The sequence below is a fragment of the Streptomyces sp. NBC_00019 genome (assembly GCF_045041015.1).
Classification (GTDB): domain Bacteria; phylum Actinomycetota; class Actinomycetes; order Streptomycetales; family Streptomycetaceae; genus Streptomyces.
On sequence record NZ_CP108302.1, the window covers coordinates 4,706,181 to 4,725,657 of the forward strand.

Genomic DNA, 19,477 nt, shown 5'->3' on the forward strand with positions numbered 1-19,477 from the left:
ATGAAGATGCCGACTGCGCCCGGTGAGTGTCGGCCCGAGCCGTCGGCGGGACGAGGCCCTGGTTGCTGGCGTTGACGAACCTGCAGCAATATCCAGTAACGGTCGTCAACTCGATGACGGGTAAAGGGGTCACTCGAACGTTGCCGCTGGCAGGTTGACACCTCGTCCTGCCGCGCTTGCATCTATCCGCACGGCAGGTCCTGAGCCGCCCCTTCTCCTCCGGTCCCGTCAAGCAGGGCAGGTTAGGCCTCCTCCTCGGCCCGCAGCGCCTCTGCGCTATCCCGGTATCGCTGGCATCGCGGTGTTCCCGCAGCGTCAGGTACTGATTGCTTGTGCTTGGTATTGACCGGACCAACTGTATGGGTTATGAAAATAAATGATCATCTTTATTGTGATCTCAATCCCGGCATCCCGGCGGGGGTGGCGTGGAAGGGTGGCGGCAGGGCGGCGCCGGATGGAGTGATGGTAGGCGGTCCGGGGTGCGGCTTCGGTGCGGTGGCCCAGTGTCGACGCACCGCGGTCGCCCAAGACGGTTCACCCGGCGGGGGCGTTGTCAGTGGTGCGGTTTACGCTTCAGCCGGCTGGATGTGAGCATCTTGTGAAGGAAGTGCGATGTCGGGGCTGAGGGTGGGGGATTTCATCCGCTTTGCCAGCTGTTCGGCGTGCGGGCGCGACGGAATGCCCGAGGGGAGGAAGGTCATATTCATCCATTTTGAGGTGATGACGACATATCTGAGGCGGCGGCAGTGCGCGGTTCTCCATGGGGGATTGGCGGTGCAGAGCCGCCGCGTGCCGCTGCACCCGAAAGCGCCACTGTGTGCCGCATCAGGCGGCAGGCTGCACGCCGGGGCCGCCCCGCACTCAACGGCCCTGCCGTCGCGGTCCGCAGGCAGTGCCCTGAGCCCCCGGGGTCGAGCTCACCTGCCAGTACTGTCGCTCTGCATCACCAGCCGAGTAGGGGTTGCAGCATGACGGACGAACCCGCCGTCTGCCCTCAGTGCGGCGCCAAAATGGTCCTGCAGTTCGCCTCGCGGGGACCTAACGCCGGCAACTACTTCTGGGGCTGTTCGCAGTTCCCGCAATGCCGTGGATCACGGAGCATCGACGGCGGCGTCGGTAAGGAGACGCCGGCCAGGCCCCGCACGCCGAAGGCGAGCCGTCCGGCGCGCAGCAGTGACACCTCCCGCGGTCCGTCGCTGCGCCAGGGCGACCTGCTGGTGTCCAGCGCCAACACGCTCGGGGCCGGGAAACTCGTCGGCAAGGAAGGCGACGGCCTGGTCCTCGAGTACTTCGACACCCCCGGACAGAAACCGGGCGAGCGCCCTCGTCACACCGTCCCCAAGGAGGGGCTCCGGCGGCTCACCCTGTCACCCGAGATGCGGGTGTTCTGGCAGACGGGCACCACATGGCGTTCAGGGCGCATCATCGAGACCACGGCCCAGCGGGACATCTACGTGCGGGCGCGAAACTGGGAGGGACACCTTCCTGAGAAGGATCTGTATGTCCGCTGGGACCAGCCACTGACCGACCCCGTCGGCTTCGCCAGCGCCGGACTGATGGAATCGCCTCTGCTGGCCGACATGCGGCGCCCCTTCCTGCAGAGCACCCTGACGCAGCGCTCGGCGGCCCACGGCATGCGCGGTGCGCTCTCGAGTGGTATCGAGTTGTATGAGCACCAGGTGGAGACCGTGTGGCGCGTGCTGCAGGACCCGGTGCAGCGCTACCTCCTGGCCGATGAGGTCGGTCTCGGCAAGACGATCGAGGCCGGCCTTGTCATCCGGGAACTCCTGCTGGACCAGTCTGACCTCACCGTGCAGTTGATTCTCCCGCCGTTCCTCGTGGAGCAGTGGCGCCGCGAACTGTCGGGCAAGTTCCGCACGGGTGACTTCGCGGGCGCCCGCATCGTGTACTCCCGCGATGACGCACCCGATACATGGCAACCGGCTGATCTCGTCGTGGTCGACGAGGCGCACAATCTGGCCCGCCTCGCGCACAGCGAGCAGCCCGAACTGTCCAACCGCTACGCGCGCCTTGCTGAGGTTGCCACAGCCAGTCCGCGCCTGCTGCTGCTGTCGGCGACGCCGGCGCTGCACAACGAACGCGCCTTCCTGGCCATGCTCAAACTGCTCGACCCGGCCGTCTACCGGGATACGACAGCCGATGACCTGCGCCACCGCATGGAGGCGCGTGCGGGGCTGGGCCGACTGTTCCTTGGACTCCAGCCCCACTTTCCCGGCGTTCTGCTGAACAAGCGCCTCACGGAGATCGGCGCCGCGTTTCCCGAAGACGCTGAAGTCGCCGCCTTGCTCAGTGAGGTCAGGCAGGCGGTCGGAGGACCGGACCGGCATGCACTGGCCGGCGCTATCGGCTCGCTGCGCACCTATGTCTCCGAGGTGTACCGCGTCCACCGGCGGATGCTGCGTACCCGCCGAACCGCTGCACTGCACGAGTCGTACCAAGTCACCGGGCGTTCACACCCCCAGCAGGTTCTTCTTCCCTCGTCCGCGTTTGCCGGCCTTGCCTCCCTCTTGGACAACTGGCGCCAGGAGGCTCTTGCCGCTTGTGAGTTCGACGGGGAAGCCCGCCGAGAGGCGGCGTCCGCCTTCGCGACGGCAGTCGCGTTGTCTTTGGACCCGGACGCCCTGTGCGCGTGGGCGCAGTCTCGGGCGGCAGCCGCACAAGGCGAGCAGGAAGCGCTCGACCGCATCGAGAGCGACCTGCGGTTCGTCAGCCGTCGCCGCGACATCGCCCGCCCGCTGGCCGATGCACTGACCTATCTGTTCAAAGCACGTGAGCGGGTGGTCGTCTTCTGCCCGACACCGCAACTGGCAGGGGAGTTGGCCAGCGCCTTCAGGGAACTGCTTCCGGGGGCTGTCTATCAGCACCTGGCGAGCGACTCGCCCGCAGTGTCCGAGCAGGCAGTACGGACTTTTGAGCAGAGCCGGACGGCAGCCGTCCTCGTTGCTGACCACTCAGCAGAGGAAGGACGCAACCTCCAGTTCGCCGATCTCCTCATTCACGTGGGCCTGCCGCCCGGGGCAAACCGTCTCGAGCAGCGGATCGGCCGATGCGACCGCTGGGACGCGCATCGCGAAGGCGATGCCTGGCGCTCCTACTGGGTGGCGGAGACGACCGACACGCAGTCGTTTGGCGCAGCGTGGATGCGTATCCTCAGCGAAGGGTTCGCCGTCTTCGACAAGTCCGTGGCCAGCCTGCAGCACGCGGTGGACGCCGCCACAGACGCTGCCTGGGACATACTGTTCCAGTACGGCGCTGAGGCGGCACCCGAGGCCATCCGCACGGTCCGCACCATGCTCGAGGACGAGGTCAAGCGCGTACAGGAACAGGATGCTCTGGACAGCATCGAAGCACCTGCTGATGAGCGCTCCGTGTACGGCAGGATGAGGGCCTCGGAAAGTGAGGCAGCCTCGTTTGCCGACGTCACAGATGCGCTGCTGTCCGCGCGGCGGGAGGCGGGAAACCTGCGGTTCACACCGGCCGGCGACCCCGCCCATGCGATCGGCAGCTACGAACCCGTCAGCCGGCCTGCAGCCGGACAGGCGCAGATCCCGCTGATACCCGCTGCGAGACTGCAGCGTGACTTTGTGCCGCTCGCAGGACACCGTGGCACCTTCGTGCGCAAAGTGGCCGTCGAGCACGAAGGCGTCCGCCTCTACCGCTACGGCGATCAGTTCATCGATGCCGTGTCCGACTTCCTGTGGAACGACGACCGGGGCAGAGCCTTCGGCATGTGGCGGTGGATCCCCACCTGGCCCTACGCAGAACACCTCGCCTACCGCTTTGACTACGCCGTCGAAGCACAGCCGCTGCAGGCCAGCACGGAAAGCGACATACTCGACCAGTTGGCTGCAGCCTGGAGCAGCGACCTGGTGGACCTGCCGTCGCTGCGACGCCGGGCCGACGGGCTTTTCCCGCCGCTCATCGTGACCGTGTGGACCGACGCAAACGGCACACCGATCACCGACGAGCGCCATCTCGACGCCCTGCAGGCACGCTATGCAAAGCCCGCACCCGGGCAACTGGGAGGCGACTACTCACTCAACTCAGAGCGCATCAAACACGCATACGAACTCGTTCCGGCCAGACACTGGGAGCCGCGCTGGCGTGCTGCTGAGCACAGTGCTCAGCTCCTGGCCCACAGCGACGACGCCGTAAGCGAGACCCGCACCCGGGCCCTGGACCTTGCCGGGACCGACATAGACACCCGACTGCGGCAGTTGCGGCTGCGTGCCGCGCGGTCAGAGGGGAACGAGCGCGCTGAGCTGGAGGAAGAAGTGGAAACGGAAGCGCTGGCGGGCCAGGAGTTGCTGACAGCCCTCCGAACGCCTTCGCTGCGCCTGGACAGCACCGGTGTGGTCGTGGTCTCGGGCCGCAGCCTGGAGCAGGACGGCAGCGCGTGACCGCTCAACTCGACATCGTTCAGCGCATTGTTCTGGGAAGAGAAGCATCGGTAGAACAGCTCACCGGCCCCCACCGGCGGTTCGCCGATGCCTGGCGCTCCGGCCTTGCCGGGCCGGCCCTCAGTGGCGACATCGCCGCTCTCTTGGCTCAGATGCTTCGCCATCAAGCCGGTGTGACGGGCCAGCGCCACCACGAACTGGAGATCAACCTCCACGAACGCGGAATCGAACTGCAGGCGCTCAAGCGAGCACACCTGCGGGTCGAACGGTTCGGCGCCACGCGGCACACCGTGCGGCTCGGTGACGCCTGGACGCCTGACTGGCTCCACGGCGACCCCCGCTGGATCGATCTCGCCTGCGCAAGCCCCGGGCCGTTCATAGGCACCGGCAACACGACGGTGGAGACCAGCGCCCGCCCGAACAGCCCGGTACCAGTCGATCCAGCCCTGCACGCGATCGCTCCCGACATCGACCGCTACCGCTCACGCAGCCAAGCCAGCGCAGTGCGGACCGCCTCGCTGGCCGATCCGGCCTCCACCCTGCACGTCGTCCTGCCCACCGGCACGGGCAAATCCCTTGTCGGGCTGGCCCCTGGGCTGCTCCGGCCGCGCGGAACCACCATCGTGGTGCTGCCCACCATCGCCCTGGCGCTCGACCAGGAACGCCACCTGCGTAAGCGATTCCCGACGTCCGCGCTCCCTCGCGAACTGGCCTACCACAGCGACCGCGCCAGCGAAGAACGCGCAGCCATCAAGGAACGCCTGCGCGAGGGAACTCAGCGGATCCTCCTCACTTCACCCGAAGCCCTCGTACGCGGATTCACCGCGACGCTGCGCACCCTTGCGACGTCCGGCCAACTCACCAACCTGGTCGTCGACGAGGCGCACCTGGTGCGCTTGTGGGGCTTGAGCTTCCGTCCCGAGTTCCAGATCGTCGCCTCGCTCGTAGGCGAACTGCGAGAACTCGCCACCGGGGCCGGGCACCCTCCACCACGCGTCACACTTCTGTCCGCAACGCTGTCCGCGCCCAGCCTGCAACTCAACGATCAGCTTTTCGCAGGCACTGCCGAGTCACTGTTCGTCGGGTCGACCTTCCTACGCTCCGAACTGCGGTACCTCCGGGGCACCACCACGGCACCCGACGTCCGGATCGAACGCCTCATCGAAGCGATGCACCACCTTCCGCGGCCGGCAATCATCTACACCACCAAGAAGGAGCCCGCCAGAATCATCGCTGAGCGTCTGCTGACCGCCGGGTTTGCACGCACCGCCGTTTTCCACGGAGACCTCGGTTCTGCCGAGCGTCTTGGCATCATGCGCGGATGGTCCGGCGACGACGGGCCGACCACGACCGACATCGTGGTCGGCACCAGTGCCTTCGGCCTAGGGGTGGACCAGAGCGATGTACGAACCGTGGTGCATGCGTGCGTCCCGGCCTCAGTCGACCGCTTCTACCAAGAAGTCGGCCGCGCGGGACGCGACGGCCACGCGGCGCTGTCAGTCTGGCTTCCCGCTACGCCTGACGCGGCCGAAGGCCAGCAAGTCGAAAACGCGACCGTGATCGGGAACGTCAAGGCGTGGAACCGCTGGGAAGCCATGCGGGACCACCGCCTTCCCCCGCAGCCGGGCAGGGGCCTGATCCTGGACACCACAGTCGTACCTGGGCACGGCGACGAGCCCTCGGACGCCAACGAACTGTGGAACCGCAACACGCTCGTCCTCATGGAGCGCGCCAACCTCATCACTATCGACAGGCCGGCCCCCCCGGTCGTCGAACACATACCCGGCGAGCCCCAGCAGGCCTGGCAAGCACGGTTCAGCAAGGAGTGGACTGCCTTCGTCAGCCACGTTCCGGTACGGCTCAGATCGCACGTGGCCAACCTGGACAGGGAGACCCTCGAGGCTGCCTTGCAGCGGACCCGCACGGAGATCAAGAACGCCGAAGCCGCCTCAACGGCGCGCATCACCCGCCTGCTGGAAGGTAATGAATGCTGGGGACGCGTACTGAGTGAGGAGTACACCTACACGGACTTCGGCGCGATGCGGGCCAGCCAGAATGTGGCGCCCGCGTGCTCCGGATGCCCCGCAGAAGCGCACATGCACCAGCCCACCTTGCACACCGTGCGTCCGCTCGTCGGGGAAGCGCTCATGCCCGATCTCGGCAGAAGCCCCAGCACGGCCCTGGCGTACCTGGCCGCCGGCCACCGCAGCATCGTGGTCACCTACCCCAGCGGACGTCTCAGAACTGCCCTGAGCAACCTCATCCAGTCATGCGTCACCAACGGCGTACGAGGCATCGTCGCCTCAGCAGCGCTGCTCGGGCTCCCCGCCATCCGTACGGCCTCCCGGTTCGCCGACGAGGGCATGGTTGCCGTGGACCCCCTGCGTACCGGCGGGGTACCTGCGCGCCTCTCGGTACCGAGTCTGATCTTGATCGACCACGGGGATACACCGCCCCTCTCATGGCTCGCCCCCACCAGCGGACCGCTGCGCGTCGTAGTCGTCCCGGAAGACATGCCCGACCCGGCCTATCCAGATGCACTCATCAAGAGCATCCGCAGCCCTCACTGGACCATTGACGACTTCCTCAGGAGACTCTGATGGCTGTCTTGAACCCACCGCGCACCCTCCCGGGCCTTGGCCGCGCCATCATCAACTTCCTCACCGGATCCAAACGGGCCTGGACCGAGAAGGAGCTGATCGAGGCGTTCAGACCGCCAGGCCTGAACGAGGCCGCCTCCTCCTCTGAAGGTGTCGCGGACACCCTGTGCACCTTCCGGGCGATCGGGATGCTCTGCCTTGATGCGGACGATGTCGTTACCGTGAGCGACAGCGTCGCGGTCAGAGGCACCACGCTGGCCCCGGCAGTGTTCCGCCGGGCACTTCAAAGGCATGCCCTCGATCTGGACCGCGACGGTGACCCGTGGCAGACGGGCCCGGGGGAGAGCCTCACCGGTGGGGCACGTGATCTGCTGAGGGCGCTGTCGTGGTTCCTTGCGCAAGATGCGCTTGGGCGCCCCATGGCGTGGACCACTGGTGTTCAGGCCCTACAGCACGCGCAATTCCCGAACCCGGACCATGAGACCTGGGCCATCACCAACGACACACGCTGGGGTTCCGCCGCCCGATGGGGACAGGCACTCGGCCTCACGGCGCCTTCGCTTCTACAAGCCAAATCGGGACTCGTGCCCCTACCCGTCGTGGCGATCAATGACGTCCTGGACGAACTGCCCGCCGGACAACTACCCGTTGCTGAATTCCTGGGCCAACTGGCGGCCAAACTGCCGGTGCTGCACGGCGGCCTCGTCCGCACCTCCCTCGTGGCATCCCTTCCCGGGGGAGACCCCGACCCGGGCATCGCACAAGACTGCGCCGACAGTTCGGTGGGCCAGGCACTGCGCGTCCTGCAGGACCGCGGCCGGCTTGTCTTCGACACCCTGCCGGACGCCGACGGCATTCGGCTGTCGCGATTCGACAGCCAACGCCAAACGCACGTCACCCTGGTTCGAGGAGGAAAGCGATGACTTGGCGGGGCACTCTTCCTGCTGCTTGCTGGGAGGCCCGTGAGGCCCCGGCAATCATTCCGGTCGAGGCAGAGAGCACCTCCAACGGAGTGTTCCTCGCCACGCACACCTCGATCCCGATCGTCCTGCGCGACCAGGTGGACAGCGCCATCGGCGGCACCGTCGTCGACGAGCACGGCCTGCGGAGCGCCGTCGAGGAACTGCCCGCGGACCAGCCCATCATCCCCATCCTCGGGAAGTCGGGCACAGGCAAGTCACACCTGATCCGCTGGCTTCGCATCAACCTGAAGCCCAATGACTCGACCCGGCTGATCTTTGTCCCCAAACACCGCATGTCGCTGCGCGGGATCCTCGAACTCATCCTGGAGCACGCCACCAGCGAACGCGCCGCGGAGTTGCGTGCCAAGGTTGCCGCTGCCACGGACGCTGCCGCGGATGAAACCACAGCACAACTTCGCCTGCGCAACGAGTTGGCCGTTCTGGTCGAGACCCGCGGAGCAGACAAAGACGGCACACCCGAGGAGAACGAACTCCGCGCCTTCCTTGCTTCCGCGGAGGGCCTGCCCGCACTGCTGGGAGACCCGGTCTTCCGTAGGCGGTTGCTCGCCGACAACGGCCCCATCGCGCGCCTGGTCCGGGAAAAGCTCTCTGGCAAGGGATCGGAGGACAAGGAGGACGCGTTTGGTTTCAGCGCAGCAGACATGGACCTCTCGGTCGATGATGTCAGCAAGGCCGGCGTCGACGCTGCCAGTGTCGCCAGCGCACTCGCCAGCGATGCTCCCCTGCGGGACTTGGCAGCGAAAATGCTCAACGAGCAGCTCGGACCGGCGGTCAGCGAGGTCTTCGGCATCGGAGGAGACGACCTCAAGCAACTCCTCGTCGAACTACGCCTCGACCTGCACAAGCAGGGACTGGACCTTCTCCTCCTGATCGAGGACTTCTCGATCTTCCAAGGCATCCAGGGCGGCCTTATCGACGCAATCACCTTGCTGCCCACCGAGACCCTGGCCCTGTGCCCGATGCGCGTCGTCATGGCCGTCACCACCGGTTACTTCGTCAACCAAATGCCGGAGACGGTGTACACGCGGACCTACAAGGTCTTCGACCTCGAACTCCCCGCAGACAAGACAGCCCCGTTCGACCCCGCAGGATTCGCCGCCCGCTACCTCAACGCGGTACGCGTCGGCTCCAAAGAGATCGACAAGCACCACTTGGAAGATCGAGAAGTCCTCGATCAAGAGACCGATGAACGCCCGGAGCCCAACCACTGCCTCCAATGCCCCGTCCGGGACAAGTGCCACCAAGCGTTCGGGGAGATTGAAGGCATCGGTCTGTTCCCGTTCAGCAAGACTGCACTGGACCGGGCCATCCGCAGCCAGTCCAAGGGCGATGCCTTCGTCGCGCGTGACGTGCTGACCCGCGTCCTGCGCCCCGTCCTCCAACGCGACCAGTTCGAACTCGACGAAGGCCGCTTTCCCAGCACCGGATTCGCGAACGACTTCCACACTGGTGCGCTGGACGTCCTCGACAACGTCGAGGACCACGTTCAGTTGAGCACGCCAGGTGATCCCGCACTTTCTGAGCGCCGCATTCGGATGGTCCGCTTTTGGGGTCCGGGGCACGGACCGCAGAACCTCCACCCGACGATTCACGAAGCATTCGCCATTCCGCCCCTGCCTGACCTCACCACCGATCAGCACACCCTCCCGCAGTCGCCGGTACGACAAGAGTCCAGCCGACCCTCGGACAGGCCGCAGACTCCTCCTGGCGGGGACGTTGTAGACCCGTCCCCGCCCCCGGCTTCGGCTTCGAAGCCGTCTTTGGTCCAGGCGGTCGACGACTGGCACAAGACGGGCGAACTCATCCAGAGACACCGCACTGATCTCCGGAAGATCGTGCACGCCGCCATCATCGGCTTTCTGGGACTCGAAGACGGATACGGAGGTGACAGCGGAGACTGGACCAAGGCAAGGGTGGAATTCACGCCGAGCTTCGTTGTGGATACCTCGATTGCACTGGACGGCAGTGGCCTGCAGACGGCCCTGGTCTCGATCGACCACCGCAACGTAGACGACGTCCGAGTTCTTCGTGCGCTCGCATGGGTGAACGCAAAGGGGTCCTGGGAGGACGTGCCGCAAGGAGACGCGCTGCAGAGCCTGTGCATGAACAGGGTCCAGGAATGGGCGGACAGCGTGTCCGCTTTCCTCCTTCCTTCGGAAGATGACGAAGCCGAACTGGGACGGCTCGCACACGCTCTTCTGTCCGTCAGTAAGGCCCTGGGGGTCGCCGACTCGTACAAGAGCGATGCACTCAGTCGGGTCAAGGCACTCTTCGCCAGTCCGCGGAAACTCGCCGATGCTGTGGAACGGCCCCTCACGCGACGATGGCAGGACCGCTTCATCGGTGCCGATCCGAAGGCGGATCGAAACCTCCTTCAGCAGCGACTGCTGCGCCTGACGTCCTATCGTCAAGGCACCGGCAAGCCGCTGGCCATTGATCTACCCCGCCTGCTGCGAGCAATGCGCGACGACGCCGCTGCGGCGGCCTGGCCCGAGCACGTCCCCGAGCCCATCAGGAACGTGGTGGGCAACATCGAGAAGCGCATCACAACGCTGGATCCGCTGCTCGGCGAGACCCGACTGCTGGTACCCGACGTAAGCGATCTCGGCGGTGACGTCGCCGAGGTAGCCCATGCCCTCAATACCCTGCTCTCCGACTTGGCAGCGCTTGCCCAGTCAGCCAACTCGATTAACGCATCTGCCCTCCACGGCGCGGCGAAGTCGGTGAAAGCCAGTGATCTGAAGAAGGTGGAGGAGTGGGGCGAGGGTCTTAACGCCTGGCCCACCCTCACCGCCGATCAGCGCTTGCGCCTGGTGACTCTGGAGGAAGGACCGGCCCTGCGCATCCGAGCCTGGCTCGACCCTGCGCTGGATGCTGTGAAGGTGCTGGAGCAAAAGCTCCAGGCCGGACCCGCCTCGGAAGCTCAGCGTGAGTACGACGAGACCCTCGAGCGGCTCGTTTCCGGGCTGGAGACCTTGAGCCGTGAGGTTATGGACGTGACCGGACCCGAGGGGGGCGTATGACGCTCATCGAACAAGTTCAGCGTTTGCGTGTGGCAGCGGTCGCTGCCCACGACGAGGACAAGATCAAGCGCCGCACAGGCGAGCTGGCTGGGCAGGCCGAGAGGGTCGAGACGCTGATCGAAACGATCCAGCGCCTCAGCCGGGGCGTGGCAGAACTGCGCGCAGCCCATGCCGCCTTGGACATAGACCTCGGTCTGCAGTCCGCCCAACTGGCCGCAGATCTGCACGTGCTTGCCGAAACGCTCCCCAGCCAGGACGCCGATACCCCACCGCAAGCGCTGAAGGCGCATGTCAAGGCAGCCGATGGTTTCGTCAAAGGCCTTCGCGAGTGCGTCGAGCAGGCATGGGCTGCTGAACGCAACCGTGAAGTACCGGTGATCAATGAGGATCTCGTCGCTACGCTGAGCAAGAGCGGGATCGACGTGGAAGAGATCCGCATCAAGATTGAGAAGGCGCATGGCGTGCTCAACGTCCTGAAAGACCGCGCCGTCCCCGATTTGGGCGACGTCGCAAAGCTGGCCGCGGCGCTAGAGAGCCTCCAGGCGTGTGGTCAGCAGATCTCCGAACTCGTTGACCCGGTCCTCGGCCGAGTGATCACGGGTGCTCAGGAAGCCACCGGGATGCCTTTGTACTCCATCACCCCCGAGGTCCTTGCTGGGCTGTCGAGGCTGGGAATCCTGGACCGCTTCTGGGTGAGGCTGCGATGACTCCTGAGACCGAGAGTGAAATCCTCGACGTCCTCGAAGCACACGAGGACCCCCTGCTGTCCTGGGGCGTTGTCGACGGCGGATTCACCGACGACGAACTGCACACCCACGTCGATGACGTCCTCATGGAGCGCGGCGAACTTGACACCGCCCAGGAGGCAATCGAGGCCCTCGAGGACAAGGGCCTGATTATCCGCGATGATGCGGTCTCGCCGTCACGGTGGCGTACCCGCAACGGCGAGACGCTGCGTCTACTGGCCCGACTGCGCCAGATCTTCCCCTCCAACGACCCCACGGCTTGGCGCCAAGGTGCCGCTCTCGTCTCGGACTTCCGCTACGCCCGGCGCGCCCGCGCCTACCCGCGGCGCGATCAGTCCAGACACGCCGTCATCGACGGCACCGATGCGCTCCACGACATCTACCGCCAGGTCATCGATGCCATGACGCGGCGGGGGCCCAAACACGCCGACCTCAGCGGGTTCCAGGTTCGTGCCAGCCGCCAGATCTTCACGGCCCTGCAGTCCAACATCACCACCGCTACAGTCGTGGGCGCTGGCACCGGAAGTGGCAAGACACTCGCTTTCTACCTGCCGGCCTTCGCCTACCTGACGGGACTCCAGGACGAGTCGGCATGGACGCGTGCGCTGGCCGTCTACCCGCGCAACGAACTCCTCAAGGACCAACTCAACACCGCTTTTGCGAACGCCCGGCGGCTCGATCACCTGTGGAAGAAGACCAACGGCCGGCCCATGACCATCGGGGTGCTCAACAAGGACACCCCAACCGGCATGAAAAGCCTGACGGCCTCCTATTCCGCATGGACGAAACGGGCCGAAGGTTTTCAGTGCCCGCACTTCACCTGTCCCGGTGACGGATACACCGTGTGCGGGGGCGCACTGTTTTGGTCCGAGAAGGATGCCAGGGAAAGAAGGGAACGCCTGACCTGCGGCACCTGCGCGCGCGTGTTCGACGACTCCATGCTGGTCCTGACCCGGTATCGGATGAGCCAGCGGCCGCCAGACGTGCTGTTTACCACCACTGAGATGCTCAACCGCGGTCTGTCCGACCTGTCGCTGGGTAAACTGCTCGGTGTTGGCGCGGCCAAGAAGCCCCGCCTGATGCTGCTCGACGAGATCCACACCTACAGCGGCACCACCGGCGCTCAGGCAGCCCTCGTCCTGCGGCGCTGGCACCACTCGCTGCGCAGTCCGGTTACCTTCGTCGGCTTGTCTGCGACGCTGTCGAACGCCGTTCGCCACATGTCGGATTTGACGGGCGTTGACGATGGACTCGTCACCAACATCGAACCGGGCGCAGACGAGATGGAATACGAGGGCGCCGAATACATGGTCGCAGTGCGCAGCGACCCGACCAGTGGCGCCTCCGTGCTGTCCACCACCATCCAGACAGCAATGCTCCTCCCGCGCGTCCTCGACCACCCGGCAGGGCGCACATCCCAAGGACTTTTGGGCACCAAGGCGTTCGTCTTCACCGACGACCTCGACGTCACCAACCGGCTCTTCTTCTACCTCCTCGACGCGGAAGGCCAGCGCTACCGCGCCCCGCGTACCCAGCAGTTCAAAGACCCCCTGGCATCCCTGCGACGTCCCGGGCAAGACAACCTCACAGACCAACGGTGCGCCGGCCAGGTCTGGGACCTGCCAGTGAAACTGGGCCACGCTCTCGGCCGCCCCGGCCTCAATGTGAGCCGGACCACCTCGCAAGACGCAGGAGTCGACACCGCGTCCCAACTCGTCGTCGCCACTGCCTCGCTCGAGGTCGGCTTCGACGATCCAGACGTCGGTGCCGTGCTGCAGCACAAGGCGCCCCGCGGCGTCGCCGCATTCCTGCAGCGCAAGGGTCGAGCCGGCCGAAGCCGCCGCATGCGCCCATACACCGTGGTTGTGCTCTCAGACTACGGACGCGACCGTGCCACCTACGAGGCCTGGGATGCACTGTTCGATCCCGTCCTGCCCGAACTGGTGCTTCCCATCCGCAACCGCGCGGTCCTGCGCATTCAAGCCACTCTGGCGATGCTCGACTGGCTGGCAGACCAACTGCAGCCGGATTACCGTTACGCAAAGCTGTGGCGTGACTTGAAGGGTCTCGCCGATCCGGACTACCCGGACAACCGCAAGGTCCAGCAGAAAGCTGTCACCATCCTGCGTGACCTACTGCGCGACCCCGGCCGCCAGCGCAGCCTCCGCCTGTGGATCGAAGGCGCACTCCAGGTGCCTGAGGAGTTGGCCGCCGAGATCCTGTGGCACCCCCCTCGCCCGCTCATCCTGGCAGCCGTGCCCACGCTGGCCCGACGACTGGACAACGAGTGGGCCGTCGCGGGGGACCACACGTACGCCAAGGGCAAGGACACGATGGGCAAAAATCCGCTGCCCGACTTCTTCCCCGAGAACCTCTTCAGCGAACTCGCACTTCCCGAAGGGCACGTGGTCATACCCCCGCAGCAGCCGTGGGAGAAGGAACCTGAACTGCAGGCGATGGGCCTGGCTCAGATGCTGCGCGAATACGCACCCGGACGAGTGTCACGGCGCTTTGCCACCCGCAACCTAGAGCACCGGCACTGGATCCCCATGCCCTACGGGGAACGCGAGACCGTCATGGACCTCGCCCCTGTTCTCCAGGCGCACCATCGAGAGGAGACCGCCACCGTCGAAGTCGGCGGAGTGCCCACCCTCATTCCCATCGTCCGCCCCGACAGGGTGGAACTCCAACTCGCACCGCCAGAACTCAAGGATGCTTCCAACGCGGCCCTGGTCTGGCGATCCCAGTTCCTGGAGAGGGGCCTCGGCCTGGTCGCCCGCCTTCCCCTGTCGGACCCCATCGGCGGACTCATCGATGAAGCACGCTTCTTCCTGCACGCTCAAAACGCCCACGTCGAGGTCCGCCGTCTTGCTGTCCAGAGCGAGGCCAGTTTGGTCTTCGCCCGCGGCAGTGAAGCCCGGGTCAAAGCACAATTCTCGCTCGATGACGAGCGGGTCGGTCTTGGAGCCACCTACGACGTCGACGGCCTACGCCTGACCGTCACGGTGCCGGACGTGATTGCTCCATCCGGTGACCTCGACCCGGCCCTGCGCAGCGCCTGGTTCCAGCACGTTCTGACAAGCGACCCCGAACTGCTCGAACAGATGAACAAGTTCCAGTTGGAATGGCTGCACCAGACCATCGAGTGCATGCTGCTGATGTCCGCCGTGAGCGACGGCACGCCGCTTCCCCACGCCTACCAGACGGTGCGGGAAACCTTCGCCGACCGACTGACGGACACGCTGAGGGCAATGTTCCGCAGTTCGGACGTCGAGGAGAGCGAAAGCGCCACACTCGGCCGAGTGGGCGAGCGACTGCGCCAACTCCTCGCCGACAAGGACATCATTGCCCGCTTGGATCACCTGACGGACCAGGTCTGGAACCCTGACCCGGCACAATTCCAAGCCTGGCTGCGCCAGCGCGTCCTTGCCACCCTTGGACAGGCGGCCCTATGGGCTGCCCGGGAGATCTGCCCCGAGCACGACCCCGAGGGCATCATCGTCGACATAGAACCCGGCTACGCCCCCGACGGCACATGGCGCCACGGCCAGGTCTGGCTCACCGAAGCCTCTATCGGCGGCGGCGGCTTCATCGAAGCGCTGGCGACGCGCGTACGCCCCGACCCGCGGCGGTTCTTGCGGCTGATCATGAGAGCCGTCCAGCCCTCCACCAGTGAACTGGTCGACGCGCACATGCGGCGGATCGTGCGCTACACCACCGAGCGCAGCGACTGGCTCGACCTCGTTGCTGAATACCGGGGCTCGGCGACACAGGCGGACCGGGTGAAAAACCTTGACCGAATACGGGCACAGTTGCGCGACTCAGGCATCCACGGCGCGGAACAATCCGTCGTCTCGAGCCTGGCGAACCGCCTGCTCCGGCCCGGATCGTCCGCACAGACGGACCAGGCACTACGTACCCTCATTGACGAGTGGGAGATCCAAGAGCAGCGCCTGGGTCTTGAAATCTCGCCGCGTACCTGGGCTTACCTGATGCGCCAGCGGCACGACCTGGACGCCGGACTGAACCTGTCCGCGAACTCCTCAGACCGCCAGCGTATCGACGCCATCCAAAGCGCACTCTGGCCACGCGGATGGGCCATACGCGCCGGAGCACTGCAGTCGTGGAACCCCTACTTCGACAATCCGCCGGCCGCACCCGATCTCATCCGGGGACTGTTCACGTCCACAGACGACCTCATCAGCGTGACAGATCCCGACGCGGACAACCTGGTACGCACACGCCTGGCCCAACAGGGATCCGCCCAGCTCATAGCGCCTCCCGAGGACGTACCCGCCCTGGCAGACATGCTGGTGGATCTGTCGATCCGCGCCATCGAAACGGACTTCCTCCAAGTGTTCCCACGAGTCGTCGAGATCGACCACCGCTCCGAGGGCAGCGTCGTGGCCACCCTCGAACTTGCCGAGGTGTCCGCATGAGAAGGATCACCACCGCCGGGGCCGGCGAGACCCGGCAACTCACCGATCTGCTGCAGAACCTCCTGGTGTCTGAACTGCTGGCCCCGTCAAGTCGCCTGTGGGTACTGTCCCCGTGGATCTCCGACATTGTCGTCATAGACAATGCATCCGGACAGTTCAAGAGCGTGCTCCCCGCCTTGCCAGCCCGACCCATCCGGCTGACGGAGGTACTCATCGAACTCGCCCGCCGTGGCTCGGATGTCCGAGTGATCATGCGGGACGAGCCGCGCAACGCCGTCACAGGACAACGCCTCACTGACCTCGCCCCGGTGGGGCCACGGCCGACCTTGCTCATCCGGAACACCCTGCACGACAAGGGCATGGTGAGCGACAGATTCCACGTTCACGGTTCGATGAACTTCACCTTCTTCGGCCAGAGAGTGAACCAGGAAGGCGTCACCGTCGTATCCGACCCCGACCAGATCGCCCGCGCTTGGGTCGAATACCAGAACAGGTACCAATTGCCATGAGCGTTGATTTCAAGGAATTCTTCGGTCCAGGCAACGACATCGCGCCCACACGGGTAGGACCGGACTTTCAACTCATACTCGATAACTTCATGGCAGGTATCCAGCAGCGCCAGATCGGATTCCTGCCGCGAAGTTCTCAAGGCCGTCTGTGGTGGTACGGCTTCGCCCCCACTCCGCGCCAGAAGCGCGAGACACTCGCCATCCTCGACAGTTGGATCGGCCCCACCTTCAGCGACCTGCCCCGCCAACGCGGTGCCCTCAACCCGACTGATCCATTCGACGCCGTACTGGCAAAGGCATCTGTCAAGCCCCTGCGCTTTGAAGTACTCCCCCGCCGGACAGCGGACTCGGAGGAGTGGAAACACGCGCGAAGCCAGGTACGCGACGCCCTGCTGGTGCTCACTAGACTCCTCAACGGCCGACCGCCCTCGGAGTTCGACGCGCCCCGTACGACTGTCGAGGTCCTCGACGACCTCGGACACGCCATCGCTGCCCGCGACCGTACCGTCGCCTTGGCCTGCCTGCGCGAACTTGAGGCGACCGCCGATCTCGACCAGGCGAACCTAGCCTTTCTGCGGCTACGACTCTTCGCCGGGCTCGAAGACTGGAAGGCCGTTCTTGCGGACCGGGACCTCGACCACGTCCTTGCCATGCGCCGCCCCCTGAGCGTCACGCAAGTGATCCAGCAGGCGGCCTACGCCAGATGGTTCGCCCCGTACGACGCAGCAGGCAAAGAGGAAGAACTACTCAGTGCCGTTACCGCACTCCCTGCAGCGTTCCGGCCACTGTTCTCGGGCACACCGAGAACGAGTCGGGCGCGGGCTGTCGTGGAGTTCCTCATCGAGGTCGAAGACGACGCCGGAGACGACACACTCAACCGACTCGTCGACGAAGCCGGCGCGATCGAACCCGGTCTGCCCGCCCACCTGCGCAATGTGCTGCACCTGCACCGAGAACAAAGTCCTCAGCACACTGCCCCGTTCGAGCCGTCCGCCCCTGAGGATCAGCTCGACTCCTTGAGCGAATCGCCCCTGGAACGCGCGACCGGGATGATGGCCCGGGGCGAACTTCAGGCAGCCATCGAACTCGTGCTGACGCTCGAACCGAGCCTGCACGCGGCATACGTGCTCCTGACCTGTGCACGCGAGCTGCAGTCACCACAGCAAGCAGCGTTGACACTTGAGTACATCTCCACACATCACCTCCAAGGCTTGATCGATGGAGCGAGCGCACGCCTGCGCGATGATCTCGCCTGGTTGGAGCAGTTCACCCAGGCCGGGCCCCGCTTGGACTGGCGCACCTGGCTGGATGCTCTGGACGGAGACCATGGCAGCGCAGCGCTGGCGGCCGGCCCCGAAATCACCGACGGCTGGACACCGCTGAGCAGCAGTGCGCTGACGGCGTGGCTTCACGACGCGTCCGACGAGACACTGGGCAAGCTCGGTGAACTCGGAGGCCAGTTCATGGCAGCGCACCGCGACATCTTTACTGAAGACGGAGCGGCCGAACTCAGTGAACGCATCCTCGCCGGTCTCGCACTCAGCGGGAAGAACTCGGCCGGCGTCCGGGTGCAAACCCAAGCCCTGCTGGACTATCTACTGTCTGCCAACCCTGTCTCCGCGGTGTTCGCGTCAGCACTCGAGTGGACCGAGTTGATCGTCTCCGCGAACGTCTCCGCTGTGACCACGACGTGGGCGATCGACATACTGCAGGCGGCGACAGCTACATCGGCAGCAGTAACAAGCCCCGCCACCATTGAATTGTTCTACAAAATCACCAACACGGTCAGGCCGTTCAAGACAGCACTGAACCCAACCGACCTTGAAGCCATCAAGCTCATAGCTGGCGAACTGGGAACCGGTGTCCCGGAAGACTTCCTCGCCGACCAAGTACAGGACGCCGACCCCGGAGCGCCCTACCGCTACCTGCAACACTCAAAGGTGGTGCTGTACTCCCTCACCGAGTCAGCCACCACCCGGGCTGCACAGATACTGCGCATCCTGGTACCCAAGATCGACATCGAGACGAGCGCCGAACACGACGGCAGCAGCAAACTCGCCGCACAGGCAGCCAACGCTGACGTCTTTGTCGTGGTGACCGCATCGGCAAAGCATGCGGCCACTGGCTTCATCACTGCCAAGCGTGGGACGCGACCAGTCGTGCTCGTCAACTCGCGTGGCTCATCGGCGATTTTGCGTGAACTGGCGGAAGGCTGACGGTCCGCAACGCAGCCGGCTAACGCTTCTCCCGCAACGCTCGAGAAGCCCAGTCCGAGGCGACCGCCTTGGACTGGGCTCTGGAGTCATCCCAGAAGGGATAGTTTGCGCTGGAGTGCGATGTCGAGCATCGCACGATGGACTTGCAGTCCTGGGACACGTGTCCGGAGGCCGTGCGCGCCCTCCTCGTTCACGAAGCGCGCTGGACCCCCGTGGACACGACCCGGACCCGCCTCGGTCGCACGGCGTGCTCGCGATGTGAACGGCTCCGCGAGAGACAGATGGAGCCCGAGCACAGCTCCCGTCGTCGGCCGAGGTCTGGTACGAGGCCGCCACGAAACGTACGCCATGGTCGTTGCGCAGCAAGCGTTACGCCGTGAAATTGCTTAATTCTTCTTACACTTGGACTCTCACCATGCGTACAAGATGGCGCATGGTGGTATGCGGGCCGCCAGTATGTCGACACCGGGTGAGGAAGGCCGATGGATGTGTCGTGGCCTCCGCGTCTGGGCGTGGGGGACCGAGTGCGGTTCGAGGACC

General features: G+C 65.4%; 8 protein-coding genes. All 8 read left to right on the top strand.

Translation table 11 applies throughout. The annotated features are described in order from the left end of the window. Positions 1-968: 968 nt before the first annotated feature. The 8 genes from dpdE to dpdD are packed head-to-tail and all read left to right on the top strand — an operon-like array spanning position 969 to position 18,937. Entirely contained in the window at positions 969-4,421 is a 3,453-nt protein-coding gene (gene dpdE / locus OHU89_RS22055) for a protein DpdE (RefSeq protein WP_405645225.1), read from the top strand. Continuing rightward, entirely contained in the window at positions 4,418-7,021 is a 2,604-nt protein-coding gene (dpdF, locus tag OHU89_RS22060; protein ID WP_405645226.1) for a protein DpdF, read from the top strand. The genes dpdE and dpdF overlap by 4 nt, the downstream gene beginning before the upstream one ends. Then, on the top strand, positions 7,021-7,944 hold the full coding sequence (gene dpdG / locus OHU89_RS22065) for a protein DpdG (RefSeq protein WP_381607467.1): 924 nt from the start codon (positions 7,021-7,023) through the stop codon (positions 7,942-7,944). The genes dpdF and dpdG overlap by 1 nt, the downstream gene beginning before the upstream one ends. Further along, on the top strand, positions 7,941-11,027 hold the full coding sequence (dpdH, locus tag OHU89_RS22070; protein ID WP_405645228.1) for a protein DpdH: 3,087 nt from the start codon (positions 7,941-7,943) through the stop codon (positions 11,025-11,027). The genes dpdG and dpdH overlap by 4 nt, the downstream gene beginning before the upstream one ends. After that, positions 11,024-11,734 (top strand): hypothetical protein, encoded by a 711-nt coding sequence (locus tag OHU89_RS22075; RefSeq protein ID WP_405645229.1) that lies wholly within the window; start codon positions 11,024-11,026, stop codon positions 11,732-11,734. Before dpdH ends, OHU89_RS22075 begins: the two co-directional genes overlap by 4 nt. Then, complete coding sequence (gene dpdJ, locus OHU89_RS22080) at positions 11,731-16,212, top strand: protein DpdJ (RefSeq protein ID WP_405645231.1); 4,482 nt, start codon at positions 11,731-11,733, stop codon at positions 16,210-16,212. Before OHU89_RS22075 ends, dpdJ begins: the two co-directional genes overlap by 4 nt. After that, complete coding sequence (dpdK, locus tag OHU89_RS22085; RefSeq protein ID WP_266701367.1) at positions 16,209-16,721, top strand: phospholipase D-like domain-containing protein DpdK; 513 nt, start codon at positions 16,209-16,211, stop codon at positions 16,719-16,721. The genes dpdJ and dpdK overlap by 4 nt, the downstream gene beginning before the upstream one ends. Further along, the gene (gene dpdD / locus OHU89_RS22090) at positions 16,718-18,937 is read left to right on the top strand and encodes a protein DpdD (RefSeq protein WP_405645233.1); all 2,220 of its coding nucleotides are present in this window, start codon (positions 16,718-16,720) and stop codon (positions 18,935-18,937) included. The genes dpdK and dpdD overlap by 4 nt, the downstream gene beginning before the upstream one ends. The last annotated feature ends 540 nt before the right edge of the window (positions 18,938-19,477 follow it).